This is a genomic window from Streptomyces sp. NPDC002176, assembly GCF_044903645.1.
Lineage (GTDB): Bacteria > Actinomycetota > Actinomycetes > Streptomycetales > Streptomycetaceae > Streptomyces.
On the sequence record NZ_JBJDQW010000001.1, the window covers coordinates 554593 to 580716 of the forward strand.

At 72.2% G+C, this 26124-nt stretch carries 21 protein-coding genes and 1 tRNA gene; 8 read left to right on the forward strand and 14 right to left on the reverse strand.

Annotation, left to right across the window (positions count from 1 at the left end):
- Positions 1 to 49 precede the first annotated feature (49 nt).
- Positions 50 to 1231, forward strand: a complete 1182-nt coding sequence (locus ACI2LY_RS02445) for a spore photoproduct lyase family protein (RefSeq protein WP_404705465.1) — start codon at positions 50 to 52, stop codon at positions 1229 to 1231.
- 149 nt (positions 1232 to 1380) lie between these two features.
- Positions 1381 to 2484, forward strand: a complete 1104-nt coding sequence (locus tag ACI2LY_RS02450; protein ID WP_404705466.1) for an NADH:flavin oxidoreductase/NADH oxidase — start codon at positions 1381 to 1383, stop codon at positions 2482 to 2484.
- Positions 2485 to 2496: 12 nt separating this feature from the next.
- Here ACI2LY_RS02450 and ACI2LY_RS02455 read toward each other — a convergent pair whose 3' ends face one another.
- From ACI2LY_RS02455 to selD, 5 genes are all read right to left on the reverse strand, one after another.
- Positions 2497 to 3654: an anhydro-N-acetylmuramic acid kinase gene (locus ACI2LY_RS02455; RefSeq protein ID WP_404705467.1), complete on the reverse strand. Its 1158-nt coding sequence runs from the start codon at positions 3652 to 3654 to the stop codon at positions 2497 to 2499.
- Positions 3608 to 4984, reverse strand: a complete 1377-nt coding sequence (locus ACI2LY_RS02460) for an MFS transporter (RefSeq protein WP_404705468.1) — start codon at positions 4982 to 4984, stop codon at positions 3608 to 3610. Before ACI2LY_RS02460 ends, ACI2LY_RS02455 begins: the two co-directional genes overlap by 47 nt.
- Positions 4985 to 5121: 137 nt before the next feature.
- The gene (locus ACI2LY_RS02465) at positions 5122 to 5760 is read right to left on the reverse strand and encodes a molybdopterin-dependent oxidoreductase (RefSeq protein ID WP_404705469.1); all 639 of its coding nucleotides are present in this window, start codon (positions 5758 to 5760) and stop codon (positions 5122 to 5124) included.
- Positions 5761 to 5902: 142 nt separating this feature from the next.
- Positions 5903 to 6322, reverse strand: coding sequence for a molybdopterin-binding protein (locus ACI2LY_RS02470; RefSeq protein ID WP_404705470.1), 420 nt, complete (start codon positions 6320 to 6322; stop codon positions 5903 to 5905).
- Positions 6323 to 6521: 199 nt separating this feature from the next.
- Entirely contained in the window at positions 6522 to 7565 is a 1044-nt protein-coding gene (selD, locus tag ACI2LY_RS02475; protein WP_404705471.1) for a selenide, water dikinase SelD, read from the reverse strand.
- A gap of 113 nt (positions 7566 to 7678) precedes the next feature.
- On the opposite strand from selD, the gene ACI2LY_RS02480 reads away from it, so the two are divergent.
- Positions 7679 to 7774 (forward strand) — tRNA-Sec (locus tag ACI2LY_RS02480).
- A 14-nt stretch (positions 7775 to 7788) separates the two neighbouring features.
- On the opposite strand, the gene selB is transcribed toward ACI2LY_RS02480, so the two are convergent.
- From selB to ACI2LY_RS02525, 9 genes are all read right to left on the reverse strand, one after another.
- The gene (selB, locus tag ACI2LY_RS02485) at positions 7789 to 9546 is read right to left on the reverse strand and encodes a selenocysteine-specific translation elongation factor (protein WP_404705472.1); all 1758 of its coding nucleotides are present in this window, start codon (positions 9544 to 9546) and stop codon (positions 7789 to 7791) included.
- Between the two features lie 2 nt (positions 9547 to 9548).
- The gene (gene selA / locus ACI2LY_RS02490; protein ID WP_404705473.1) at positions 9549 to 10883 is read right to left on the reverse strand and encodes an L-seryl-tRNA(Sec) selenium transferase; all 1335 of its coding nucleotides are present in this window, start codon (positions 10881 to 10883) and stop codon (positions 9549 to 9551) included.
- Positions 10884 to 10985: 102 nt separating this feature from the next.
- Positions 10986 to 12098 carry an NrfD/PsrC family molybdoenzyme membrane anchor subunit gene (gene nrfD / locus ACI2LY_RS02495; protein WP_404705474.1) on the reverse strand — a complete coding sequence of 371 codons (1113 nt, stop codon included), beginning with the start codon at positions 12096 to 12098 and terminating at the stop codon, positions 10986 to 10988.
- Positions 12095 to 13159, reverse strand: a complete 1065-nt coding sequence (locus tag ACI2LY_RS02500; RefSeq protein WP_404705475.1) for a 4Fe-4S dicluster domain-containing protein — start codon at positions 13157 to 13159, stop codon at positions 12095 to 12097. Before ACI2LY_RS02500 ends, nrfD begins: the two co-directional genes overlap by 4 nt.
- Positions 13156 to 16452 (reverse strand): formate dehydrogenase, encoded by a 3297-nt coding sequence (gene fdh / locus ACI2LY_RS02505; protein WP_404705476.1) that lies wholly within the window; start codon positions 16450 to 16452, stop codon positions 13156 to 13158. Before fdh ends, ACI2LY_RS02500 begins: the two co-directional genes overlap by 4 nt.
- An 86-nt stretch (positions 16453 to 16538) precedes the next feature.
- Entirely contained in the window at positions 16539 to 17735 is a 1197-nt protein-coding gene (locus ACI2LY_RS02510) for a cysteine desulfurase family protein (protein WP_404705477.1), read from the reverse strand.
- A gap of 10 nt (positions 17736 to 17745) precedes the next feature.
- Positions 17746 to 18945, reverse strand: coding sequence for a ferritin-like domain-containing protein (locus ACI2LY_RS02515; protein WP_404705478.1), 1200 nt, complete (start codon positions 18943 to 18945; stop codon positions 17746 to 17748).
- Positions 18942 to 19796: a phosphate/phosphite/phosphonate ABC transporter substrate-binding protein gene (locus ACI2LY_RS02520; protein ID WP_404705479.1), complete on the reverse strand. Its 855-nt coding sequence runs from the start codon at positions 19794 to 19796 to the stop codon at positions 18942 to 18944. The genes ACI2LY_RS02515 and ACI2LY_RS02520 overlap by 4 nt, the downstream gene beginning before the upstream one ends.
- Positions 19796 to 20911 (reverse strand): acyl-CoA dehydrogenase family protein, encoded by a 1116-nt coding sequence (locus tag ACI2LY_RS02525; RefSeq protein ID WP_404705480.1) that lies wholly within the window; start codon positions 20909 to 20911, stop codon positions 19796 to 19798. The genes ACI2LY_RS02520 and ACI2LY_RS02525 overlap by 1 nt, the downstream gene beginning before the upstream one ends.
- A 486-nt stretch (positions 20912 to 21397) precedes the next feature.
- Between ACI2LY_RS02525 and ACI2LY_RS02530 the strand changes: the two genes are divergently transcribed.
- From ACI2LY_RS02530 to ACI2LY_RS02550, 5 genes are all read left to right on the forward strand, one after another.
- Positions 21398 to 22564, forward strand: coding sequence for an NAD-dependent formate dehydrogenase (locus ACI2LY_RS02530; protein ID WP_404705481.1), 1167 nt, complete (start codon positions 21398 to 21400; stop codon positions 22562 to 22564).
- A gap of 141 nt (positions 22565 to 22705) precedes the next feature.
- The gene (locus tag ACI2LY_RS02535) at positions 22706 to 23509 is read left to right on the forward strand and encodes a formate/nitrite transporter family protein (RefSeq protein WP_404705482.1); all 804 of its coding nucleotides are present in this window, start codon (positions 22706 to 22708) and stop codon (positions 23507 to 23509) included.
- 158 nt (positions 23510 to 23667) lie between these two features.
- Complete coding sequence (locus ACI2LY_RS02540; RefSeq protein WP_404705483.1) at positions 23668 to 24681, forward strand: iron-siderophore ABC transporter substrate-binding protein; 1014 nt, start codon at positions 23668 to 23670, stop codon at positions 24679 to 24681.
- A 92-nt stretch (positions 24682 to 24773) separates the two neighbouring features.
- Positions 24774 to 25601 (forward strand): alpha/beta fold hydrolase, encoded by an 828-nt coding sequence (locus tag ACI2LY_RS02545; RefSeq protein ID WP_404705484.1) that lies wholly within the window; start codon positions 24774 to 24776, stop codon positions 25599 to 25601.
- Positions 25588 to 26124: a GNAT family N-acetyltransferase gene (locus ACI2LY_RS02550; RefSeq protein ID WP_404705485.1), complete on the forward strand. Its 537-nt coding sequence runs from the start codon at positions 25588 to 25590 to the stop codon at positions 26122 to 26124. The genes ACI2LY_RS02545 and ACI2LY_RS02550 overlap by 14 nt, the downstream gene beginning before the upstream one ends.

The window sequence follows — 26124 nt, forward strand, 5'->3', positions numbered from 1 at the left end:
CCGAGCCGCCACTCCTCACCCCCGCACACCCCGTACCGCTGGAGCCGCCGTGTCCCCGACCTCCTCCCCCGCCTCCGGCGACCCCGACGCCCTCTTCGGGCTGACCGAGCTGCTGGGCGCCGAGGACCACACCGAGGAACAGGAACCGGAGCCGGACGCCACCCCCGAGCAGGTGTCCCGGCTGCTCGACGTGCGGGAGATCTACGCCGAACCCGCCGCCGCCCTCTCCCCGCGCGGCCGCCAGGTCATCGCCCGCTTCCCCAAGGCGCGCGTACTGGAGGTCGGCTCTCACTGGAACATCCCCCACCTGCACGGCAACGAGGGAAACGCCGACCGCTGGGTGCGGGTCAAGCGGCAGACGCTCGTCCTCGGCGTGCGCAAGTCACTGACCGTGCGGCCCAACGGACGCTCGGCCGACTGGATCGCCCCCGGCGCCTCCAACGGCTGCGCGATGTCCTGCGCGTACTGCTACGTCCCGCGCCGCAAGGGGTACGCCAACCCGATCACCGTCTTCACCAACATCGGGGACGTCGTCGGCGCCCTGGAGAGGCACATCACCTCCCTCGGCCCGAAGCAGGAGCCCACGCAGTGCGACGAGGAGCGCTGGGTGTACGACACGGGGGAGAACGGGGACTGCTCGGTGGACGCGCTGATCAGCGACAACACCGCCGACCTCATCGCGGCCTTCCGGCGGTGGCCCACCGCGATGGCCTCCTTCGCGACCAAGTACGTCAACCGGGATCTGCTCGCCCTGGACCCGCGCGGCTCGACCCGTATCCGCTTCTCGCTGATGCCGCCCGGCGACTCCCGGCTGCTGGATGTGCGGACCAGCCCGGTGGCCGAGCGGATCGCCGCCGCCGGGGACTTCCTGGACGCGGGCTACGAGGTGCACTTCAACCTCTCCCCCGTCGTACTGCGCCCCGGCTGGGAGGAGGACTGGGCGGAGCTGCTGCGCCACCTCGACGACGTACTGCCCGCGCGGGTGAAGGCGCAGGCGGCGGCCGAGGTCATCATGCTGACGCACAACCGCCAGTTGCACGACGTCAACCTGCGCTGGCACCCGCGCGCCGAGGACGTGCTGTGGCGGCCGGAGATCCAGCAGGCCAAGCGCTCGGAGAACGGCGCGCTGAACGTGCGGTACCGCAACGACGTCAAACGGCAGGGCGTACAGCGACTGACCGAGCTGGTCGCGGCGCACGCGCCCTGGCTGCGGGTGCGGTACGCGTTCTGAGCGGCGCGCGTGCCCGCGAATCGACGGACCGAGGGAAACCGAGGGGAGCGCCGCCAGGGAATCCATGGCTCCTGCACCTTGTTACCCGAGTCGGTCCGCCGCCGCCACGGTGGGCCGCCATGCCGACCCACGACCCCCGGGAGCCCCGCGTGAGCGTCCTGTTCGAACCGCTGTCCCTCCGCTCGCTGACCGTGCGGAACCGCCTGTGGATGGCGCCGATGTGCCAGTACTCCGCCGCGCCCGAGGGCCCGGAGACCGGCGCGCCGAACGACTGGCACTTCCAGCACCTCGCGGCACGCGCGGCGGGCGGCACCGGCCTGATCCTCACCGAGGCCACCGCCGTCAGCCCGGAGGGCCGTATCAGCCCGTACGACCTGGGGCTGTGGAACGACACCCAGCAGGCCGCGTTCGCGCGCATCACCCGCTTCCTCAAGTCCCAGGGCACCGTCCCCGGTATCCAGATCGCGCACGCCGGTCGCAAGGCGTCGACCGAGCGGACCTGGGTGGACCGGGGCGCCCCGATCGCGCCCGGTGACGGCTACGGCTGGCAGCCCGCCTCCGCCAGCGCACTCCCCTTTGACGACGGGTACACCACCCCCGCCGAGCTGACCACCGCCGAGATCGACGCGATCGTGGAGGAGTTCGCCGCCACCGCCCGGCGCGCGCTCGCCGCGGGCTTCGAGGTCGCCGAGATCCACGGGGCCCACGGCTACCTCGTCCACCAGTTCCTCTCGCCGTACTCCAACCACCGCACCGACGCCTACGGCGGTTCCTACGAGGGGCGTGCCCGGTTCGCGCTGCGGGTCGCGGAGGCGGTCCGCGCGGTGTGGCCCGACGAACTCCCCCTGTTCTTCCGGGTGTCGGCCACCGACTGGCTCACCGAGGACGAGAGCGACGACCGTACGGGCTGGACCGCGGACGACACAGTCCGGCTCGCGGCCGACCTCGGCCATCGGGGCGTCGACCTGATCGACGTCTCCAGCGGCGGCATCGCGCCCCGCGCCCGCATCGAGACCGGCCCCGGTTACCAGGTGCCCTTCGCCGAGCGGGTACGCCGTGAGACCGGACTGCCGGTCGCCGCGGTGGGGCTCGTCACGGAGGCGCGCCAGGCCGAGAAGATCGTCACCGACGGTCAGGCCGACGCCGTCCTGCTCGGCCGTGAGCTGCTCCGCGACCCCTACTTCGCGCTCCACGCCGCCCGCGAACTCGGCGCCGAGCCGTACGTCCCGCAGCCGTACCACCGGGCGTTCTGACCGGGCGCCGGGTCACTCCAACTCCATTCGTACGGGTGCCTGTTCCGGCCGCGCGGGCAACCTGAGTCCGTCGCGGCCGGGGGTGAGCGAGCCGAGGACGCTCGGATGGCGGGCGCCCGTGCTGACGGGGTCCGTCCCGGCGAGGCCGTGCAGGGTGAGGAAGCCCAGGACGGCGAAGGCGTGCGCCTCCTTGGCGGCCGAGGGGAGGCCCAGCTCGTCGGAGACGCGGACCGGGATGCCGGGGAGTGCGGCACCCAGGGCCCGCATCAGCGCGGGGTTCCGCGTGCCGCCGCCGGAGGCGATGACCTCCGTGGCGGCGACCGACCGCACGGCGTCCGCGATCGTGCGGGCCGTCAGCTCGGTGAGGGTGGCGAGGGTGTCCTCGGCCGAGACACCGGCCAGCGAGTCGGCAGCCGTCGCCCGGAGATAGCCGGGGTGGAAGAGTTCCTTGCCCGTCGTCTTGGGGGCGGGGCGCGCGTAGTACGGGTCGGCCGACAGCCTTTGCAGCAGCGGGGGATGGACCCGGCCGCGAGCGGCCAGCGCGCCGTCGGCGTCGTACGCCAGTCGGCCCCCGCTGAACTCCCGCGCCGCCGCGTCCACCAGGGCGCACCCCGGACCGGTGTCGAAAGCCGTCCCGTCCGGCGCGGTGAGGTTGGCGATGCCGCCGATGTTCAGCGCGACGGGCGTTCCCGGCCTGCCGCGCAGCCAGAGCAGGTCGACGAGGCTGACCAGCGGCGCGCCCTGGCCGCCCGCGGCCACGTCACGGGGCCGGAAGTCGGCGACGACGGGCAGCCCGGTCGCCTCGGCGATCCAGGCGGGCTGCCCGAGCTGCAGAGTGCCGTGGACCCGGTCGCCGTCCACCCAGTGGTAGACCGTCTGCCCGTGCGAGGCAATCAACTCGGCCGATCCGCCGCACAGTTCGGAGTCGGCCCGAGCGGCGGCCGCCGCGAACGCCTGCCCGATCCGGGTGTCGAGACGGCACACGTCGGCCACCGGTACGGCCGCCGGGGGCAGCGCTCCGGCAAGCAGCTCCCGCAGCCCGTCGTCGTACGGCTCGCTCACCATCCCGAGCGGCTTCAGCAGGAGCGTGTCCCCGGCGAGGCGCAGCTCGGCCGCCGCCGCGTCAATCCCGTCGTACGACGTTCCCGACATCAGGCCGATCACCAGCATCCGCCCCACCCGCCTTTCCCGAAGTACCCTTGAAAGAAGTGCCCTTGAAAGAAGTGCCGTTGAACGCGGTGCTCTTGAAGAGGGCGAGCATGCTCAGCGCGCAGGCCGCCGCCGCGTAGTAGGCGGGTACGTCCACGTTCCCGGTCCGCTTCACGGCCTCCGTGATGATGAGCCCCGCGCAGCCCGAGAACACGGCATTGGACAGGGCGTAGGCGAGTCCGAGGCCCGTGCAGCGCACCCGCGTGGGGAACATCTCGGCGAGCAGCGCGGGGCCCGGCCCGGCCATCAGCCCGACGATCGCGCCCGCGAGCAGCACGGCCAGCCCCTTGAGCGGTGTCGAAGTGCCGTCGCTCTGCAGGAGGTTGAGGAGGGGAACCGCCAGGACCACGACCAGGGCCGCCCCTGTCAGCATCACGGGCCGCCGCCCGATCCGGTCGCTGAGCAGGCCCGCCGGGATGATGGTGGCGGCGAAGCCGAGGTTGGCCAGTACGGTCGCGGTCAGCGCTTCCCGGAAGGTGGCGTGCAGGGCCGTCTGGAGGTACGAGGGCAGCACGACCAGGAAGGCGTACCCGGCCGCCGCCCAGCCCATCACCCGTCCGGCACCCAGCGCGACGGCCCACACCACCTGCCGGGTGGGCAGGGACTCGGTGGGCTCCTGTTCCCGGAAGGTCGGCGTCTCGTCCAGCCGCAACCGGAGCCACAGCGCGCCCAGCCCCATCGGCAGCGCCAGCAGGAACGGCAACCGCCAGCCCCACGAGTGCAGTTGGGCCTCGCTCAGCGCGCTCGCCAGCGCCGCCGCGACCCCCGCCCCGCCCAGCAGCCCGAGCGCCACGGTGAACGACTGCCACGCCCCGTACAGTCCCCGCCTGCCCGGCGGCGCGAACTCGGTCATCACCGCGACCGCGCCCCCGAACTCCCCTCCCGCGGAGAGCCCTTGGAGCACGCGGAGCAAGGTCAGCAGCCAGGGTGCCAGGACGCCCACCGTGGCGTAGGTCGGCAGCGCGCCGATCAGCGCCGTGGTCACCGTCATCAGCGAGATGACCAGGATCAGCACCGGGCGCCGCCCCATCCGGTCCCCGAGCCGACCGAACAGGGCCGCGCCGACCGGGCGGAAGAAGAACGCGAGCGCGAAGGCGGCGTACGCCTTGACCAGGCCCTCGACCGTGCCGCCCCCGGCCGGGGTGAAGAAGCGTTCCGCGATCACCGTGGCGAAGTAGCCGTAGACTCCGAACTCGTACCACTCGATGAAATTGCCCACCGACCCGGCGGCCAGCGCCCGTACCGACGGCCCGCGGCCCGCGGTCGCCCGCTCCTCTTGGTCCAGCTCCATGGCAGCGCCCTCGCCCGTCGTCGCTCCCCTCGCGCCCGGCACACGGCCGGACCATCCGACCCGCCCGCACCTCCGGCCACCCGTCAGGGCCATGCGTGCCCAGCCGGGCCCCCGCTTACCCGGGCGGAGAGCAGGGCCTATCGCGCGGGCCCCTCCCCCGGCTGCTCCTGGTACGAGTAGCGCTGCTCCCGCCAGGGGTCGCCGATGTTGTGGTAGCCGCGTTCCTCCCAGAAGCCGCGGCGGTCCTCGGTGAGGTACTCGATGGCGCGCAGCCATTTGGGGCTCTTGTAGCCGTAGAGGTGGGGGACGACCAGGCGGAGCGGGAAGCCGTGTTCGGCGGTGAGGGGTTCGCCGTTGTGGTGCGTGGCCAGGATGGTGTCGGGGGTGTCGAAGTCGGACAGGCGCATGTTGGTCGCGTAGCCGTACTCCGCCCAGGCCATCACATGGGTGACGCCGGGTGCCGGTGGGACCAGGGCGAGGAGGGCGCGGGCCGGAATGCCGTACCACTCGTGGTCGGTGGAGGTGGTGCCCGTCGCGCAGTGCAGGTCGGCGACGACCGTGCCGTGCGGGAGGGCCGTCAGCTCGTCGAAGAGCCATATTCGCTCCTCGGCGTCGGCGGTGGCGCCGATGACGCGGAGGTTCCAGCGTGCGGGGCGGAAGCGGGGCACGGAGCCGTAGTGCGAGACGGGCCAGCCGTTGACGCGGCGCTGGCCGGGCGGGAGGCGTCCGGGCAGGTCGGCGATGGTGCCGGTGGTGTCCTGTCGGTTACCGGCCACGTGGGAGCCCCTCTCCGCCGGTCCACGGCTCGGATGTCTTCCCTTGCAGCGTATGTGCCCCCGCGCGGACGGGCGCGGCCCGGGGTCGGCACGCGCCCGCCGCGCGAGCCGGTCACCGGGCTCTACACGGCCCCGTCGGGCCCTACACGGTCGCCAGCGACACCTCGGTCGACTTGATCAGGACGACGACGGGTGAGCCCGCCGTCAGGTTGAGGTCGGTCACCGCGTCCCGGGTGACGGCCGCGGTGAGCGTGCCGCCGTCGACGGTGACGGTCACCGTCGCCATGGCTCCGCCGAGGGCGACGGAGCTGACCGTGCCGGGCAGCTGGTTGCGGATGGACAGCCCCCGCACCCGCTCGGTGGCGAGCGCCACCTCGGTGGCCTTCATCAGCGCGCGGACGGCGGAGCCCTCGGCCAGTCCGAGGTCCTTGACGGACTCCAGGGTGATCGCGGCGGTGAGGTCGTGGCCGCCGTCGAGGCGCACCTTCACGGTCGCCATCACCTCACCGTGGGCGATGTCGGTGACGGTACCGGCGATCTGGTTGCGGATGCTCAGGCTCATGGCGCTCCTCGCGGGACGAGACGTCTGTTGGCTGTGCGCGTTCGGCTGTGCGCGTTCGGCTGTGCGCGTTCAAAGTAGTCGCGGCGACCGCGCCCGCCGCGACCCCCGTCGCATCCGCCACCCGCCGTCCCGTACCGGGCTGGCAAACCAGAGGATCACCCGCGATACGGACCGGGCGCCTCCGCAAAACGCCTGCCGATCAGCGCACGACCAGCGTGTATTCCCCCGCGGGCACCAGTTCCCCGACGACCGGCGCCCCCGGCACCTCCCCGGCGACGAGCAGCCCGCCGGAGGTCTGCGCGTCGGCGAGGAGCAGCCGGGTCAGCTCGGCGGTGTCCCCGAAGTCCGTGTGCGGGGCGACCCAGTCGAGGTTCCGGCGCGTCCCGCCGCTGATGTACCCGTCGCGCGCGGCCTCCTCCGCGCCGTCGAGGTACGGGACGGCGGCGGCGTCGATCACCGCGGTCACGCCCGAGGCGCGCGCCATCTTGTACAGGTGGCCCAGCAGGCCGAAGCCGGTGACATCGGTGGCACAGACCGCGCCCGCCGCGAGCGCGGCCAGTGCCGCGTCCCGGTTGAGCGCCACCATGGTCTCCACCGCCTGCGGGAAGACCTCGCCGGTCGTCTTGTGCCGGTTGTTGAGCACGCCGAGCCCGAGCGGCTTGGTCAGCGACAGCGGGACCCCCGGCCGTCCGGCGTCGTTGCGCAGCAGGCGGTCCGGGTCGACGGTGCCGGTGACGGCCATGCCGTACTTGGGTTCCGGGTCGTCCACGCTGTGCCCGCCCGCCACCGCGCAGCCCGCCCCGGCTGCGACGTCCAGGCCGCCGCGCAGCACCTCGCGCGCGAGGTCGAACGGCAGCACGTCGCGCGGCCAGCACAGCAGGTTGACGGCGACCAGGGGTGTGCCGCCCATGGCGTAGACGTCGGAGAGGGCGTTGGCGGCGGCGATCCGGCCCCAGTCGTACGGGTCGTCGACCACGGGCGTGAAGAAGTCGGCGGTGGCGACGGCGGCGGGCAGGCCGGGGCCGCCGGGCAGCCGGACGACCGCGGCGTCGTCGCCGTGGTCGAGGCCGATGATCAATTCACCGGCGGCTCCGGTGAGGACGGGCCGGGCGAGTCCCGCGACCATCTCCTCCAGCTCGCCCGGTGGGATCTTGCAGGCGCAGCCGCCGCCGTGCGCGTACTGCGTGAGGCGCACGGCCTCGGGTCCGTGCGCCGGTCCGGCATCGGTCCGCGTGTCCGTCATGGCTGTATCAGTCCTCGTCAGCTGGGGGTGGACGCCGTGTGGCGCGTTGACTCGGGTGGGGAGGCGGCGGTTCCATGGCGGTATGGCCGCCGCGTTCCCAGGACGGTCGTCGGGGAGGCGTAAGGGTGCCTGGTGGCCCTCCCGGTCTTCAAAACCGAGGTGTCCGAGCAACTCGGGCAGGCGGGTTCGATTCCCGTCCGTCTCCGCCACCTCTTCCCGTACCTCATAGCGTGTCCCGGCAGCGGCGCAGCGTGCCGTCCAGGCGTTCGGTGTGGCCGTGCCGGTCGAGGTACTCCAGCAGCGGGATGACCACCCGGCGCGTGGTGTCCAGCGCGCGGCGAGCCTGGCTGGCGGTGAAGGGCTGCTCCAGTCGGGCGAGGACGGCGGCGGCCTGGGCGTCCGCACCGGGCAGCAGCACGATCCCCCGGTCGATCCGCAGCAGGGCCCCGGCCGCCTCGGCGGCGGCCAACACCTTCGCGTCCAGGTCGAGTTCGGCCAGCCGCTCGGCCTCGGGGGCGCGGAAGGGCTGCCGGGCGAGGTCCGCGCGTACGGCCTCCACGGCGGCCTCGATCCTGGGCGGCAGCGTGGGCCGCGCGTGACTGCCGTAGAGGCGGCCCTCGCTGTACCGCAGCTCGGGCGACCGCGCCAACAGGGCTTCCACCAGGCTCCGTTCGGGCAGGTCGAGCGCCCGGCGGGCCGACTCCAGGGGCAGGCCGGGCTCCAGCGGGTGCCGGGCGGCGTGTTCCTCGACCACGGCGCCGAGGCGCTCGCGCAGGGCGGCCCAGTGGTCCGGGTCGGCCAGCCAGTCCCCGGCGACCGGTTCGGCGGGCGGGGTGACGCCCATGGCGAGCAGCTCCGCGCGGCGGATCAGCCCGCGCCGCCGCAACTCGGCGGCGCCGTCCGCCTCCCGCAGCTCCTCGTCCCGTGCGGCGGCCGCGCCGCGCCGGGTCAGCCGGGGCGGGCGTACGTCCAGCACGGTGACGCCCGCCGGGATGCGGTGCCGACCGGGGTCGCGCAGCAGCGCGCCGTCTCCGACGCGCAGCGGGAGGGCGGCACCGAGCCGCAGCCGTGCGGTGTCCTCGCCCAGTGGGCGGACGGTCACCGGTACCGCCGCCGAACCCATGTGCAGGGTGAGTTCGCGGGGCAGGTCCCCGGCCGGTTCGCCGCGCAGCCGTACGTCCACGGTGTCGGTGGTCAGCCACCGGTCCGGGGTGAGCAGCGCGTCCCCCCGGCCGAGTGTCGCGGCGCCCGGCCCGCTGATGTTGACCGCCACCCGGGCGACCGCGGCGGCCTCCTGCCGTGACTCCTTGAGGCACTCGAGACCGCGCACCCTCAACAGCGCTCCATCGCGGGCGAGTTGCAGCCGGTCGCCGACGCGCAGGGTGCCCGCGCCGAGGGTGCCGGTGACGACCGTGCCGTGGCCGCGCACGGTGAACGCCCGGTCCACCCACAGCCGTACGTCCGCCTCGTGGTCGGGCATCGGCAGCTCACCGGCGAGCAGGACCAGCGCGTCGCGCAGTGCGTCGAGTCCCTGTCCGGTCACCGAGCTGACGTCGACGCCCGGCACCTTCCCGAGGGAGGACTCGGCGATCCGGGCGAGGGCCTCGGCGCGGGCCGCGTCCGGTGCGGCGAGGTCGCTGCGGGTGACGGCGAGGACGCCGTGCCGTACGCCGAGCGCGTCCAGGATGGCCAGGTGCTCCTCGGACTGCGGCTGCCAGCCCTGGTCGGCGGCGACGACGAACAGCACGGCGGGGACGGGTCCGGCCCCGGCGAGCATGTTGCCGACGAGGCGTTCGTGTCCGGGTACGTCCACGAAGGCGACGTCTCCGGCGGCGGGCAGCCGGGTCCAGACGAAGCCGAGGTCGATGGTCATGCCCCGGCGCCGTTCCTCGGCCCAGCGGTCGGGTTCCATGCCGGTGAGGGCGCGCAGCAGCGCGGACTTGCCGTGGTCGACGTGGCCCGCGGTGGCGATGACGTGCACGGTCAGCTCCCCGTCCCCGGCGCGACCCGGCGCACGGCCCGCGCCAGCTCGGCGTCGGCGTCCTCCGGTACGGCCCGCAGGTCCAGCAGACAGCGGCCGTCCTCGACGCGGGCCATCACCGCCGGGTCGGTGCCGCGCAGGAGGGCCGCGTACGCGACGGGCAGGGAGACCGCGGCGCTGGGCAGTGCCACCCCCGGCGCGCCGCCCCCGCCGACCACCGCCTCGGTGTCGACGGCGTGGCTGTCCAGCCCGTCGGCGCGCAGGGACGCGGCCAGCCGGTCGGCGCGCTCGCGCAGCGCCTCCGGGTCGGCGCGCAGCGCGGTCAGGGTCGGCGGCAGCGGGCCCCGTACCGTCGCCTCCAGGGCGGCGAGGGTCAGTTTGTCGACGCGGAGGGCGCGGGCCAGCGGATGCCGGGCCAGGGTCCGTACGAGGTCGGCGTCGCCGAGCAGCAGCCCGCACTGGGGGCCGCCGAGGAGCTTGTCGCCGCTGGCGGTGACCAGGGAGGCTCCGGCGCGCAGCCAGGTCGTCGCGTCGGGCTCGTCGGGCAGCGCCGGTTCCGGGGTGAGCAGTCCCGAGCCGATGTCCGCGACCACGGGCACACCGAGCGGGGCGAGTTCGGCGACGGACGCCTCCCGGGTGAAGCCGGTGACCTGGAAGTTGGAGGGGTGGACCTTCAGGATGAAGCCGGTGTCCGGGCCGACGGCGGCGGCGTAGTCGGCGGGGGTGGTGCGGTTGGTGGTGCCGACCTCGCGCAGCCGGGCGCCGGTGGAGACCAGCAGGTCGGGCAGGCGGAAGCCGTCCCCGATCTCCACCATCTCGCCCCGGCTGACGATGATCTCCCGGCCCCGAGCGAGCGCGGTGGCGGCCAGCACGAGGGCGGCCGCGCCGTTGTTGACGACATGGGCGGCCTCGGCGGCGGGTACGGCCCGCAGCAGCGCGTCGAGCGCGGAGCGGCCGCGCCGGGCGCGCACGCCGGTGGCGAGGTCGAGTTCCACGTCCGTGGTGCCGGACGCGGCGAGCACGGCGTCCCGGGCGGCCTCGGAGAGCGCGGCGCGGCCCAGGTTGGTGTGGAGCAGCACGCCGGTGGCGTTGATGACGGGGCGCAGCGCGGACGCGGTGGCGGGCAGGGCGGCGACGGCGCGGTCGGCGATCTCGGCGACGGGCACCTCGCCGGTGCGGGCCTGGGCCTGCACCCCGGCGACCACGTCCTTGACCAGCCCCCGCCCCAGCCGGAGCGCGGCGGCGTCCAGCCGTGGATCGGCCAGCAGCGCATCGGTACGCGGCAGCCGCCGCCGCTCGTCAGCGGGCGGGGCGGTGGAGGTGTGGTCGCGGTCCATCTCGGGCACCCTCGTTCCGGCCGTGCCGACGGAAAATCCCCTCTGCCAGGCTACGACCGCCCCGCTCCCCGGTGCCCGCGCCACACCGGGGTGCTCCGGGGGTCACCGCTCGTCCTGCTCCGCCCCCGACTCCCGCACCCGCCGCGCCGCCTGCTCCTCCTGCTCCCGGCGGCGGGCGTCGAGGCGTTCGCGCTGCGGCTTCACCACGTAGATCGGGTCCTTGGTGGACTCCACGCCCGCCTCGAAGGTGCCGAACCGCTGGAACCCGCTGCCCGCGAGGAGGGCGAGGCCGCCGAGGACGGCCGCGATCCGGCTGCGCCGGGCGAGGGTGACGGCGGCGAGCGCGCCGCCGATGGTGAGGTACTCGGAGATCTTGCGCAGGTGGTGCGGCTCGCCGTGGGTGTACGTCGTCAGCTCGAACTCCGGCTTGCGGTCGATGCGCAGGGCCGCCGCGATCTCGATCGCCGCGCCGACGACCGCGAGCCGCCGGGCCGGGGCCGCCTCGGACACCGGTGCGCAGACCATCCCCAGCCCGGCTCCGCTGGCGGCGGCGGAGCCGGTGAACACGAACGGCAGTTCCCGGTACGCCTCGTGCCAGGCGGGCACCGCCGTGTCGGCGAGCAGGACGGCCGTGTACGAGGCGAGCGCGGGCGCGATCACGGCGGCGGAGATGCCGCTCACCCGTGCCGTCCACTTCACGATGCCGCCGATCTTCCCCTGCGTCCGCCATGCCTTCGGCAGCAGCTCGGCCATCCCGGCCAGCGAACAGCCCGGACCGTACGACATGAGAATCCAGGTGCCCATCGACATCGGGGAGGTCGGCTTGGCCACCCGCATCATGTGGTGGAAGCGCAGCGGCCGTCCGAGGTCGCCGATGAGCAGGTAGCTGCTGGCGAGCAGCGCGCCGAAGCTGCCGATCCGGCAGGACCGGCACAGGGCGGGCCGCTTGGTCACGTCGGCGCCGACCGACAGCAGGATGGCGCCCGCCGACAGCCCGCCGGTGAGGAGGTAGGCGGGGACCATCCACTCCCACACCGGGGGCTTGAGGACGGGCCGTCCGTAGTACGACTTGAAGTCGGCGTCGGGGACCATCGACTCCTCTCCGCCGCCCTTGTGGCCCTTGCGCTTCTTGCCTCCGTTGCCCTGCGGGGAGAACCCGGCGGGGGACCGCAGCTCGTGCCGCTGCTCGTCGCGTGCGCCGTCGCCCTCGCTCATCGGCGGCCTCCCTTGAAGAACACGGCGGCGGTCGCGGCCACCATGAGCGCACCGGCTACACCCGCGTGCTTCCACATGGAGACCACGTCCCGGGTGGTGACGATCGGGTCTGGCGGCAGTCCGTAGACCTCGGGCTCGTCCAGGAGCAGGAAGAAGGCGCCGTCGCCGCCCACGCCGTCGTCGGGGTCGCGGCCGTACAGCTGGGCGGAGGGGAAGCCCGCTTCCTGGAGGTCGACCAGGCGGCGGTCCGCCCGCTCGCGGAGTTCGTCGACCTCGCCGAACTGGATGGAGTCGGTGGGGCACGCCTTGGCGCAGGCCGGTTCCATGCCGTCCTTGAGCCGGTCGTAGCAGAGGGTGCACTTGAAGGCGCGGCCGTCGTCGGGGCGCCGGTCGATGACGCCGTAGGGGCAGGCGGAGACGCAGTAGCCGCAGCCGTTGCAGATGTCGGGCTGGACGACCACGGTGCCGAACTCCGTGCGGAACAGGGCGCCGGTGGGGCAGACGTCGAGGCAGCCCGCGTGGGTGCAGTGCTTGCACACGTCGGACTCCATCAGCCAGCGGAAGTCCTGCCGGGTCTCCTCGCCGCTCCCCGCGCCGGGCAGGTCGAAGCTGGGGAAGCCCAGGTCGACCGGCTCGGTGCCGAGTTCGCCTCCGGCGCGGTGGCCCTTGCTGATGGCCCCGGCGACCGTCTCGGCGGCCGTGTCGGTGCCGGACGGCCCGGTGGGCAGCCCCACCAGACCGGCGTCCTGGCTGCCCAGTCTCAGGTCCTGCTCGATGAAGGCGACATGCCGCCAACTGCTGGCGCCGAGCGAGCCGGTGTTGTCGTAGGACATGCCGAGGAGTTCGTAGCCGTCGGTGGGGACGGCGTTCCACTCCTTGCAGGCCACCTCGCACGCCTTGCAGCCGATGCAGATGGAGGTGTCGGTGAAGAACCCCATCCTGGGCGGATGGTCCTCGGGGTAACCGGCGTTCCCGGACGGGTCGGCGAGCGGGCCGAAGAGGCTGTTCTCGCTGTCGTCGACGCCGTCGCCGAGGGGCGTCCTGTCGTCTTCGATGGTCATGAGGAGTCCTCCGACCCGTGTCCGTCCGTGCCTTCGGCCGTCGGGACACCGTCGATGGTCAGCTCGTGCGTGCCGGTGTCGAGGGTGATCCCGGCGCGCTGCCGGTAGCCCGCGACGTAGTCCAGGAGTTCGGGGCCGCGCGGCCGCCGACCGGGCTGGATGTCGCAGGTGATCACCTTGCTCTCCTGGATCAGCACGTTGGCGTCGAGCACCACGCCGATCAGGTCGTTGGTGACGTCGCCCGTGGTGATCCCGAGGTTGCCCCAGTGGATGGGCATCCAGAGCTGGTGGACCTTGCGGCCCTCCAGCCTCAGTGGCGCCAGCCGGTCGGTGACGACCACCTTGGCCTCCACCGCGGTACGGCTGGTGATGACGTGCGCCCAGCCCATGTGGTGCAGACCCCGCTCGGCGGCCAGTTCCGGGGAGACCTCCACGGTCAGGCCCGGCTGCAGCTCCGAGAGGTAGGGCAGGGTACGGCTCATCGCACCGGCCGTGTGGTGCTCGGTGTACCGCGAGGCGGTGAACACGAACGGGAACACCTGGTCGTGCGGCTGGGGCGGCGAGGGGTTGTACGGGTTGTAGGTCTTGGCGTAGATCTTCCGCGTCGGGTTGGACTGCTGGGGGTAGAGCGGGTTGCGGACCGGGGACTCCTCCGGCTCGTAGTGGGTGGGCATCGGCCCGTCCACCAGGCCGGTCGGGGTGAACAGCGCCGCCTTGCCGTCGCCCATCATGATGAAGGCGTCGTCGCCGGTCAGCGCCTCGGGTCCGGCCGAGTCCGGTGGTGGCTCGTAGTGCGGCGGCTTGTGCCGCTGGAAGTCGGGCTTGTCGCCGCCGACCCACTCCTGGTTCGCCTCGTCCCACCAGATGAGGGCCTTGCGCTGGCTCCAGGGTTTCCCGTCGGGGTCGGCCGACGCCCGGTTGTAGAGGATTCTCCGGTTCAGCGGCCAGACGAAGCCCCACTCGCCGTCCGAGATCGGGTGCTCGAAGCGGGAGTTGCGGCGGCGGGCGTAGTTGTACTCGTTGGCGTAGACGCCGGTGTAGATCCAGCAGCCGCACGCGGTGGTGCCGTCCGCCTTCAGGTCCTCGTAGGTGCTGACGGTGCGTCCGGTGGTCAGGTCGATGCCGTTGATGTGGCGCAGGACGTCCGCGGCGGAGGGCTCGTCCCCCTCTTCCATGGCGTAGTCCCAGGCCACCTCGAGGATGGGCCGGTCGCGCGGGTCCTCGGAGTCCTCCAGCTTGGCCCGGATGATCCGGCCGAGGTGGTAGAAGAACCACAGGTCGGAGCGGCGGTCCTCGATCGGCTCCACGGCCTGGTCGCGCCACTGGATCATGCGCTGGGTCTGGGTGAAGGTGCCGGACTTCTCCACGTGCGAGCAGGCGGGGAAGAAGAACACCTCGGTGGGGCAGGTCTCGGTGGAGATCTCTCCCCGCTCGATCTCCGGCGAGTCCTTCCAGACCGACGCGCTCTCGATCATGGCGAGGTCGCGGACGACCAGCCACTCCAGCTTGGACAGGGCGAGCCGCTGCAGCTGCCCGTGCGCGGAGCCGACGGCGGGGTTCTGGCCGACCAGGAAGTAGCCGTAGACCTTGCCCGCGAGCATGTCCATGGTGGTCTGGTACGTGCCGTGGTCGCCGTTGATGCGGGGCAGGTAGTCGTAGCAGTAGTCGTTCTCGGCGGTGGCCGCGTCGCCCCAGTACTCCTTGAGCAGCGAGATCATGTAGGTGTCGGCGTTGTCCCAGTAGCCCCTGCGCATCACATGGCGCACGTCGTCCAGGAACATGTCGAGGGTCTCGTGGGTGACGTTGGGCATGGGCAGGTAGCCGGGCAGCAGGTTGTACAGGGTCGGGATGTCCGTGGAGCCCTGGATGCTGGCGTGGCCGCGCAGCGCGAGGATGCCGCTGCCGGGCCGCCCGAGGTTGCCGAGCAGCATCTGCACGATGGCCCCGGCCCGGATGTACTGCGCGCCGACGGTGTGCTGGGTCCAGCCGACGCTGTAGATCAGCGCGGTGGTCTTGTCCCGGCCCGAGTTCTCGGTCCAGGCACGGCACACGTCGAGGAACTGCTTCTGGGTGATGCCGCAGACCTCCTCGACGATCTCCGGGGTGTACCGGGAGAAGTGCCGCTTGAGGACCTGGAGCACACAGCGCGGGTGCTCCATCGTCGGGTCGGTGGCGATGCGTCCGGGCGGGCCGGGAGGGGACTCGTGGCCGCCGTCGGACTGGGCCGGGGTCGCGGAGATCAGCGTGCTGCCCTGCCGGCCGTCGTGGCTCGGGTCCTCGGTCTCGTACGCCCAGCTCGTACTGTTGTACTTCCCGGTCTCCGCGTTGTACCCGCTGAACAGGCCCTCCAGGTCCTCGGTGTCCTTGAAGTCCTCGTTCACCAGGAAGGTGGCGTTGGTGTACGCCCGCACGTACTCCTCGAAGTGGAGGTTGTGGGACAGGATGTAGTTGACGACGCCGCCGAGGAAGGCGATGTCGGAACCCACCCTGATCCGTACGTGCTGGTTGGCGTGGGCGCTGGTGCGGGTGAAGCGGGGGTCGATGTGGATGACCCGGGTGCCGCGCACCTTGGCCTCGGTGACCCACTGGAAGGCCACCGGATGGGCTTCGGCCATGTTGGAGCCCATGAGGATGATGCAGTCAGAGTTGGTGAGGTCCTCCGGATAGTTCGTCGCGCCGCCACGTCCGACCGAGGTTCCCAGACCGGGAACGGTGGCGGAGTGTCAAATGCGGGCCTGGTTCTCGATCTGGAGTGCGCCGAGTGCGGTGAACAACTTCTTGATGAGGTAGTTCTCCTCGTTGTCCAGCGCGGCGCCGCCCAGACCGGCGAAGCCCATGGTGCGGCGCAGGGTCCTGCCCTGCTCGTCCTTGTCCTGCCAGCCCCGGCGCCGGGCGTCCAGCACCCGGTCGGCCACCATGTCCATGGCCGTGTCGAGATCGAGGTGCTGCCACTCGGTGCCGTACGGCGGCCGGTAGAGCACCTTGTCCTCACGCTGCGGCCCGTTGACGAGCTGCTCGCTGCAGGACCCCTTGGGGCACAGCCTGCCCCGGGAGACCGGGCTGTTGGGGTTGCCCTCGATCTGGATGACCTTCTCGTCCTTGACGAAGACGTTCTGCGCGCAGCCGACGGCGCAGTACGGGCACACCGAGTGCGTGACCCAGTCCGCTTCCTGGGTACGGGGCTTCAGGTTCCGCGACCGTTTCGACTGGACGGCCAGACCACGTCCCAGCGGGTCGGGCCCGGTGAGCTGCCGGTACACGGGCCACATGTCCAGAAACCGCTTGATGCCCATCGCAGGCTCCTTCGCGCGGGGGTCCCCACTCTGTCGACGCTACCGCCTCGCAGACGCGCCGCAAGTCCTGGCCATCGGGTCGCAAATCAGCGGGCCGCCGGAGCGAGCGCGTGCACGGCGCCGACCAAGATCCCGGCGGCCCGGTCGACGTCCGCCGCCGTGGTCCAGCGGCCGAGCGAGAGCCGTACGGCGCCCAGTGCGCGGGCGTCGTCCAGGCCCATCGCGCTCAGCACGGGCGAGGGGGTGGCGGCCCCGCTGTGGCAGGCGGAGCCGGTGGAGGCGGCGAGGCCCGGCGCGGCGGCCAGCAGCTCGTGACCGGTGGTGCCGTCGATGCTGATGTTGAGGGTGCCGGGCAGCCGGTGGTGTCCGGCGCCGTTGAGGTGCGTCCGGCCGGGCAGGGCCTGGGCGAGCGCGCGGTGCAGGCGGTCGCGCAACTCCCGAAGGCGCTGGGCGCCGCCGTCCGCCAGTTCCGAGGCGGCGAGTTCGGCGGCGGTGCCGAGCGCCGCGGCGAGGGCGACGTTCTCGGTACCGGCACGCAGCCCGCCCTCCTGGCCGCCGCCGTACACCAGGGGTTCGAGGCGGACGCCGTCGCGTACGTACAGCGCGGCGATGCCCTTCGGGGCGTACATCTTGTGTCCCACCAGGGTCAGCAGGTCCACGCCGAGCGCGGTGACGTCCACCGGGATCTTGCCCGCCGCCTGGGCCGCGTCGCAGTGGAAGAGGGCGCCATGGTCGTGGGCGAGGCGGGCCAGCTCGGCAACGGGCTGGAGCGTGCCGGTCTCGTTGTTGGCGGCCATGACGGAGACGACGGCCGTCCGGTCGTCCAGCGCTTCGGCGAGGTCGGCGGGGTCGACCCGTCCCGTCCCGTCGACGGGCAGATACGTGATGTCGACCCCGTGCAGCCGGTGCAGCGCCCGGCAGGTCTCCAGTACGGCCGGGTGCTCGGTGACCTGGGTGATCACGCGCCGTCTGCCGTCCCCGGCGGCGAGTACGGCGCCACGCAGGGCGAGATTGTCCGCCTCGGAACCGGAGCCGGTGAAGACGATCTGCCCCGGCTCCGCCCCGATGAGGGCGGCGACCTGGCGGCGGGCCCGGTCCATGCCCTCGCGGGGTGCGCTGCCGTGGGCGTGAGAGCTGGAGGGATTCCCGAAGTCGTCCGTGAGGTAGCGGATCATCGCCTTGACCACGTCGGGGTCGACGGGGGTGGTGGCGTTGTGGTCGAGGTACACCACCGGGTGGCCGGTCGGGGACGGGCCGGGAGCGGCGGTGTGCGGTGCGGTCACGGCGGGCGCCTCACATGAAGTTACGGGTGTGCAGGGCGGACAGGGCGGCCGCCTCGTCGTCGGAGAAGCCCAGGCGGGAGAGGCGGTGGCGGCGCCCTTCGTCCATGTCGAGCTGGAGCCGCCGCACCGCCTCCCAGCCGTGCGCGATGTCCTCGGGCTCCCAGGACCCGGCGGCCAGCAGCACCAGGGAGTCGAACACGTCCTGGTTGAGGCCCGCCGTACCGGTCAGCGCGTCATGGCGCCGCTCCACCGCTGCCCGCAGCCGCCCGTGCAGCAGCGGGTCGACCGTCGCCCGGTGCTCCAGGTGCCCGACCCCGAACGCGACGTGCCGGGCCTCGTCCTGCCGGACCAGATGGCAGATGCGGCGGGTGACCGGGTCGGGGGCGTGCCGCTCCAGGAACGACAGCAGGTTGAGGAAGCTGCCCTCGCCGAGCACGGACAGCAGGAAGGACGCGATGGAGAAGTCCGGCTCGGTCAGCAGCGTCGCCAGCGAGGCCCGGCCGCCCGCCGAGGAGGTACCCATCTCCCCGCCCCGCAGCAGCGCCCGCCGGGTGAAGACCTCCACGTGCCGGGCCTCGTCGGCGGCCTGCACGGCGAGCAGTTGGAGCACCTCGCGGAAGTGCGGGTGGACCTGGATCAGCAGCCGCCCCGGCACCACCAGCGCGGCCTGCTCGTTCTCCACCAGGTACGTCATGACCTGGACGACGGCATCCTCGATCTCGTCGGCCAGCTCGAACTCCGCGTCCCACTCCACCGCCCCCAGCGGGTCCCACTGCGAGGCGGTCGCCTGCCGGTACAGCCGGGGCGCGAGGTCGGTCCAGGCCACGTCCCGGTCGACCACGGCGAAGGGCACGTCCGGACCGCCCGCCTCCACCAGCGCCCCGCGCGCCGCGAGCCCCCAGTGCAGCGGCGCCCGGTCGGCCAGCTGCCCGGCGGGCGGGCCCCCGGCGCGCTCGGCGCCGAAGAGTCGTCCCTCGGCCACGGGCCCCGGCCGTACCCGTGCCACCACGGGCGTCTCCCACGGCTCGGCGGGCTCCAGTTCGTGCCCCTGGTGTCGGCACCAGGCGGTGAGGTGGGTGAGCAGCGCGGGATCGGTCCCGGCCACCTCGACCCGGTCGCCGTGCGGCGCCCGCGCCAGGGCGCGGCTCAGCAGCAGCCGCGCCCCCTGCTCGAAGCCGAGCGGGCCGAGGTCGACCGGGACGGTGGTCATGGCCGGTAGTCCGCCGCGGTGACCCGGCCCTGGGGGTCGTAGAAGCCGGTGGTGTCGATCGCGGCGGTCAGCGGGCCGAAGCCGGTCTCCCGGCCCGGCATCCAGCGGGTGAGCCCCTCCAGGTCCAGCAGGTGCCGCACCTCCGGGTCGCTGTACGACATGGACAGCAGCAGTTCCGTGAACCGGTCCCCCAGCTCCGGGTCGAGGGAGGGCCCGGCGGCCAGGACGCAGTGGTCGAAGGGTGCGGTGCGGGAGAGCAGCCGGGTGCCGCCGGGCGGGAGGGTGCCCTCCTGGCCGAACAGCAGATGGTTGCTGTCGATCATGCAGGCGGCGTCGGCCTCGCCCGCCATCAGGGCGCGGGCCGCGTCCCGCTCACCGCCGATGTGGTCGCCGTGCAGGCCGACCCCGGTGTCGTGGCGCAGCACCTCGAAGTCGGTGCCCGCGACCAGGCCGAGGTCGGCCAGGTGCTGGAGCGGGATCAGGGTCGACTGCGGCGAGTCGACCGCGCCGACGGCGACCTTCTTGCCCTTGAGGTCGGCGGGCTCCCGGATCGTGCTGTCGGTGCGGACCACGACGACCGAGGTCAGATCGCGGTCGGTGTCCCGCATGACGAGCGGCCGCACCTCGACCCCCCGGGCGGCGGCGAGCCTGCGGGTGCGCAGCCAGGCCAACGGGGAGTCCCAGGCGGCGTCGATCCGCCCGTCGACCAGGTCCTCGGCCTGGCGTTCGTAGTGGGCGTAGAGCACGAAGTCGAAGGGGAGGCCCTGGTCGCGCAGCCAGGCACGGAAGCCGGACCAGATGGTCACGACCTTGGGGTCGTACGCGACGGCTCCGAGGACCAGCTCCGTCATCACGCCTCCTCGAAGAGCGGCAGGCCCAGCTCCACCCGGCCGCAGAAGTCGTGCAGGGCCTCGGTGGTGGGCGCCATCACCCGCGCCGCGAGCGCGTCGCGGAAGCGCCGCTCCACCCCGGTCTCGCGGCGGAAGGCGGAGCCGCCGCACAGCCGCATCGCGCCGTCCGCGACCTCGGCGGCGGTCTCGGCGGCGAGCGCCTTGATCTGGAGCACCCGCAGTGTGGCGTCCGGACGCCCGCTCTCGATCGCGGTCAGCGTCTCCTCCAACATGGCACGCAGGGCGTCGGCACGCAGCCGCAGTCCGGCGAAGTGCAGGCGCGCGGTGGGCTGCTGGGCCAGCGTCTGGTCCAGGTGCTCGAGCCGGGTCTTCTTCAGGTGCTCGGCGGTGATGTCGAGCAGTGCCTCGGTCACCCCGAGCGAGAAGGCCGCGTTCAGCACCAGGAAGTACGGCAGCACCTCCTGGAGGGCGGTGCTGAGTCCTTCCCCGTCGGTGCCGAGCAGCGCGGTGCGGGGCACCGAGACGGCTTTCCCGGAGACGGGGCTGGAGGCGTTGCCGCGCAGTCCGAACCCGTCGTAGTCGCCGCGTACGTCGAGGCCGGTGCTGTCGCTGGGCACCAGCCAGAGCGACATCACGCCGTCCGTCTCGAGCGGCTTGCTGGACCAGACATAGCTGTCGGCCTCACCGGCCGAGGTGATCCAGGACTTCTGCGCGTCCAGGCGTACGACGTCGTCGCCCTCGGGGGTGGCGGTGCCGACCGGGGCCCAGAAGTGGCTGCGGGAGCCGCGCTCGGAGAACGCCAGCGTGCTCAGGTGGCGGCCTTCGGCGATCTCGCGCCGTACGTCGTCGGAGGCGTGCCGGTCCAGGACGGCGACGGCCGCGTAGTGCATGAGCAGCACCATGGCCGTCGATCCGCACGCGCCCGCGAGCCGCTCGATCACCTGGGCGCCCTCGCGCAGCCCGCCGCCCGAGCCGCCGCTCTCCCGCGAGCTGAGCAGCCCCAGCAGCCCGGCCTCGCCCAGGGCCTGCATCGCCTCCCTGGGGAAGCGGCCCACCCGGTCCACCTCGTCGGCGAGCGGCTCGATGATGTCGCTGACCACGGTTTCGAACTGCACAATGCGCACCTTGTCAGGAAATAGTTACTGAACAGCGGATTTATTTTTCAGTGAAGCACTCGGTACGGCGGGATGGAAGCCTGCTTCACCCGGTTGGAGCATCTGCGTCCCGAACAAGCTGCATGACGCCGCACGTACGTCTCCGCTGGCCACTTCACCTTGCATATGCGAGGGGGCTCGCCTGTGTTCTCGGCCACACAGAAGGCTTGCCCATGGCTCTGCCGAGTGGGCACGCGGACGCCCATCGCCAGATGCAGCTCACCCTCAACTGCGGTTACTCAAAAGCCCGTTCACTCAATCCCCCTGCCGTCGGCAGCCGTAGCACCCGCACCAGGAGGCAACCAGAGGCCCCCCTCATAGGCAGCTCCTATCAGGCGGTTGAATTCCCCTCTTTGACCCCGCTGCCCGGACGGGGGGAGTGTGGTTTTCGGAACGGAAACCGGTAAGGAATTCCGGGGTTATTCCGTCATTCCAGAGGAGGAAATCGTGGCTAAGATTGTCTGCGTCCTTTACCCGGACCCGGTCGACGGATTCCCGCCCCGGTACGCCCGGACGAGTCTGCCGAAGATCGAGGGCTATCCCGGCGGGCAGACCCTGCCCAGCCCGCAGGGCATCGACTTCACCCCCGGTGAGCTGCTGGGCAGTGTCTCCGGCGAGCTGGGCCTGCGCGAGTTCCTCGAGTCCCGCGGCCACACCCTGGTCGTCACCTCCGACAAGGAGGGCCCGGACTCGGTCCTGGACCGTGAGCTGCCGGACGCGGATGTGGTGATCTCCCAGCCGTTCTGGCCCGCCTACCTCACCCCGGAGCGGATCGCGAAGGCGCCGAAGCTGAAGCTGGCGCTGACCGCGGGTATCGGCTCCGACCACGTCGACCTGGACGCCGCGATCGCCCGGGGCATCACCGTCGCCGAGGTCACCTACTCCAACTCCATCAGCGTCGCCGAACACGCCGTGATGATGGTGCTCTCCCTGGTGCGGAACTACCTCCCCTCGCACAAGATCGCGGCCGAGGGCGGCTGGAACATCGCCGACTGCGTCTCCCACTCCTACGACCTCGAGGGCATGGACGTCGGCGTCATCGCCGCCGGCCGCATCGGCGTCGCCGTGCTGCGCCGCCTCAAGCCCTTCGATGTCAAGCTGCACTACACCGACAAGCGGCGCCTGCCCAAGGAGGTTGAGGAAGAGCTGAACCTCACCTTCCACGCCACCGCGCAGGACCTGGCGAAGAACGTCGACGTGGTCTCCATCCACGCCCCCCTCCACCCCGAGACGCAGAACCTGTTCGACGAGAACCTGCTGAACAGCATGCGCAAGGGCTCCTACATCGTGAACACCGCCCGCGCCCAGATCGTCGACCGCGACGCCGTCGTCCGCGCCCTGGAATCCGGCCAGCTCGGCGGCTACGCGGGCGACGTCTGGTACCCCCAGCCCGCCCCCGCCGACCACCCCTGGCGCACCATGCCCTTCAACGGCATGACCCCCCACATCTCCGGCACCTCCCTGACCGCCCAGGCCCGCTACGCCGCAGGCACCCGCGAAATCCTCGAAGACTTCTTCGACAACAAGCCCATCCGCGACGAATACCTCATCGTCGACGGCGGAAAGCTCGCCGGCACCGGCGCCGCCTCCTACACCGCAGGCGACAAGAAGTAATAGGGATTCGTCTCACCGGAACACATTGCGGAAGGCCGTTTTATCCAGCGAAGAAACACCGGATAAAGCGGCCTTCCGCAGTTCTCCCGAGCCCTCTCATAAGCATCACCTATCTACACCAAGAGAACCAAGAGAGTCGACGTGCCCATTCCCCTTCCCGACGCCCTGGACGAGCAGGCCACCGCGGCGCGGGCCAAGGTGTCCCAGCTCCGCCGTCCCGGCCGCTACCTCCTGCTCTCCTGCCTCGCGGGCGCCTTCATCGGCGTGGCCGGGGTGCTCCTGATCACGGTGACCGGGCCGCTCAGCGCGGCGCACTCGCCGTGGACCAAGCTGATCCAGGGCGTGGTCTTCGGGGTGGCGCTGATCCTCGTGGTCTTCGCAGGCGCCGAGCTGTGCACCGGCAACGTCCTGACCATGACCCAGGGCCTCGCCCGGCGGCGGGTGTCGGCCCTCGGCGCGGCCGGGGTCATCGGCGTCTCCTTCCTCGGCAACCTGATCGGCTCGGTCGTCTTCGCCTGGATCGTGCACCGCGCCGGAGTGCTGGACATCGTGGCCGTCCCCGGGAAGCCCGCCCCCGGCTCCACGCTGCTGACCGGCATGCTCACCGCCAAGACGCACGAGAGCGCCGAAGCCCTGTTCTTCCGCGGGGTGTTGTGCAACTTCCTGGTCTGCCTGGCCCTGTGGATGGCCGGCCGGACCCGTTCCGACGGCGCGAAGATCGCCCTGGTCTTCTGGTGCCTGCTGGCCTTCATCGGCTCCGGCTTCGAGCACGTCGTCGCGAACATGACCTACTTCTCCCTCGGCCTGTTCGCCCACGTCCCCGGCGTGACGATCGCCGCCTACGCCCGCGACCTGCTCTTCGTCGGACTCGGCAACCTCGTCGGCGGCGGACTCCTGGTCGGTGCGGCATACGCCGTCGTCGCCCGCCCCGCCAAGGCCGCCTGACGCCCCACGGCCGGGATGAAGCACAGGGCGTGGCCATCGTGTTCGGCCGGTACCGGCTCAAGGGGCGTCCGGCCTGGTGGTTCCACCGGCGACCGGAGCAACGCCCTGTCCTGACCGGCCGGGCCGGGGGTGGGTGCGAGTTAGGTTAGCCTTCCTTCATGTTCAATCGTTCGATTTTCCCGGCCCGCGGGAGCCGTCTCGTGGCAGGTGCCCTGGCCGTCGCCGCTTCTCTCGTGGTCGCGGGCTGCTCTTCCGGCTCCGGTGAGGGCGAGAGCGCGCCCGGCGCGGTCGCCAAGGGGAACTTCCCCGCCAAGGTCGCCACCAAGTTCGGCGAGGTCACCGTCGAGAAGCAGCCGAAGCGCGTGGTGGCCCTCGGCTGGGGTGACGCGGAGACCGCGCTCGCCCTCGGCGTCGAGCCCGTCGGCGCCAGCGACTGGCTCGCCTTCGGCGGCGACGGGGTCGGCCCGTGGGCCAAGGGCAAGTACCGGAAGAGCCCCACGAAGATCGGCACGATGGAGCCCGCCTACGAGAAGATCGCGGCTCTCCAGCCCGACCTGATCCTCGACACCAAGTCGAGCGGCGACCAGAAGCGCTACGACACTCTCAGCAAGATCGCGCCGACGGTCGGCGTGCCCAAGGGCGGCGACCAGTACCTGACCGACTGGCAGGACCAGACCGAGATGGTCGCGGACGCGCTCGGCCTGCACGACAAGGGCCAGCAGCTCATCGCCCGCACCAAGGCCAAGTTCGCCGCGGCGGCCAAGGCCCACCCCGAGTTCAAGGGCCGGACGGTGACCTCCGGGTCCCGTACCTCCGAGGGCTACGGCGCCTACGTCCAGGGCAGCGGCCGGGTGGACTTCCTCCAGCGGCTCGGCTTCACGAACAACCCGTGGGTCGACAAGCAGGGCGGCAGCAGCTTCTTCGTCAACGTCTCCCACGAGAACGTGAACAAGCTCGACGCCGACCTGGTCGTCATGGAGCCCATCGGCGTGGCCGCCTCGGACATCTCCGGCGACCCGCTGTTCAAGAAGCTGCCGGCCGTCCACGCGGGCCACGACGTGGTCTTCGACACCGACTCCGCGCTCGCCAAGGCGTTCGCCACCGACTCGGTGCTCTCGGTGAACTACGCCCTGGACAAGGTCGTGCCCGAGTTCGCCAAGGCGATGAAGTAGATCCAACTCGCGCACGACGCTGTGCCATTGGCCCGGCACGTCCCTATGCTCGGCTCCCCACCGCAGACGCCTGCGAAGCGAAGGAGCCGCACGTGCCCACTGTCGAGGTCAATGGCGCAGCGATCGCGTACACGGACACCGGCGCGCCTCCCGGAAAGCCGGACGCGCCCGCCGTTGTCTTCGGTCACGGGCTGCTCTTCAGCGGCTGGATGTTCCATCCGCAGATCGAGGTGCTCCGGGAGCACTACCGCTGTGTGACCGTGGACTGGCGGGGCCAGGGCGACACCCCCGCCACACCGTCCGGGTACGACATGGACACCCTCACCGCCGACGCCGTCGCCCTGATCGGCCACCTCGGCCTAGGGCCCGTGCACTGGGTCGGCCTCTCCATGGGCGGCTTCGTCGGCCAGCGCATCGCGGCCCGGCACGGCGAACTCCTGCGCTCGCTCACGCTGTTGGACACCAGCGCGGACGGTGAGCCCGCGGACAAGGCGGGCGAGTACCGGCTGCTGGCCCGCGTCTACCGGTTCACCGGGGTCGGCCCGGTCCTCGGCAAGGTGAAGACCGCGATGTTCGGCCCCGGCTTCCTGGCCGACCCGGCGAGTGAGCCCGTCATCGACGAGTGGGTACGACGCCTGCGGCGCTGCGAGCGGGCGGGCATACGCAAGGCGGTGCTCGGCGTCATCGACCGGGCCCCCGTGCAAGCCGAGTTGGGCCGCGTCTCCGTACCCACGCTGGTCGCCGTCGGCGCCGACGACGTGGCCACTCCCCTGGCGGACGCGGAGCGGGTCGCGGCCGCCATCGAGGGGGCCCGGCTGGAAGTGGTGCCGGGGGCGGGGCACAGCAGCACGCTCGAACAGCCCGACGCGCTTACGGCGTTGATCGGCGACTTCCTGGCCTCGGTGGATGTCCGCCGCTGAACGGGGTGGGGCGGCGCCTTCGCTGAAGCCGCTGAGCGCCGAACTCGCTCCGGCCGTGCTGGCCTTCGAGCTGGCGAACCGGGACTACTTCGCGGCCGCCGTCTCCGACCGGGGCGACGAGTACTTCGCCCGCTTCACCGACCGGTACGACGCCCTGCTCGCCGAACAGGCCACCGGAGTCTGCGCGTTCTATGTGCTCGTCACCGAGGACGGCACGGTCCTGGGCCGCTTCAACCTCTACGACCTCCTGGACCGCACCGCCGACCTCGGCTACCGGGTCGCGGAGCACGCCACCGGGCAGGGTGTCGCGACTGCTGCCGTGCGGGAGTTGTGCGGTCTGGCGGTCACGCGGCATGCCCTGCACACCCTCCGGGCGGCCACCGGGCACGAGAACATCGCGTCCCAACGGGTGCTGCTCAAGGCCGGGTTCGTCCGGACCGGCCCGGCGGGTCCGGACGACCTCGGGGGCAGGTCGGGCAGCTGGTACCAGCTCGACCTGGCGTGGCGCGAGACGTCCGGGTGA

Bases quoted from the DNA above. Each gene is read 5' to 3' on its own strand.
- ACI2LY_RS02455 (WP_404705467.1), bottom strand. From the start codon at position 3,654: ATGCTGGTGATCGGCCTGATGTCGGGAACGTCGTACGACGGGATTGAC.
- ACI2LY_RS02460 (WP_404705468.1), bottom strand. From the start codon at position 4,984: ATGGAGCTGGACCAAGAGGAGCGGGCGACCGCGGGCCGCGGGCCGTCG.
- ACI2LY_RS02550 (WP_404705485.1), top strand. From the start codon at position 25,588: ATGTCCGCCGCTGAACGGGGTGGGGCGGCGCCTTCGCTGAAGCCGCTG.
- nrfD (WP_404705474.1), bottom strand. From the start codon at position 12,098: ATGAGCGAGGGCGACGGCGCACGCGACGAGCAGCGGCACGAGCTGCGG.
- ACI2LY_RS02520 (WP_404705479.1), bottom strand. From the start codon at position 19,796: ATGACGGAGCTGGTCCTCGGAGCCGTCGCGTACGACCCCAAGGTCGTG.
- ACI2LY_RS02470 (WP_404705470.1), bottom strand. From the start codon at position 6,322: ATGAGCCTGAGCATCCGCAACCAGATCGCCGGTACCGTCACCGACATC.
- ACI2LY_RS02500 (WP_404705475.1), bottom strand. From the start codon at position 13,159: ATGACCATCGAAGACGACAGGACGCCCCTCGGCGACGGCGTCGACGAC.
- ACI2LY_RS02540 (WP_404705483.1), top strand. From the start codon at position 23,668: ATGTTCAATCGTTCGATTTTCCCGGCCCGCGGGAGCCGTCTCGTGGCA.
- ACI2LY_RS02515 (WP_404705478.1), bottom strand. From the start codon at position 18,945: ATGACCACCGTCCCGGTCGACCTCGGCCCGCTCGGCTTCGAGCAGGGG.
- selD (WP_404705471.1), bottom strand. From the start codon at position 7,565: ATGACGGACACGCGGACCGATGCCGGACCGGCGCACGGACCCGAGGCC.
- selA (WP_404705473.1), bottom strand. From the start codon at position 10,883: ATGGACCGCGACCACACCTCCACCGCCCCGCCCGCTGACGAGCGGCGG.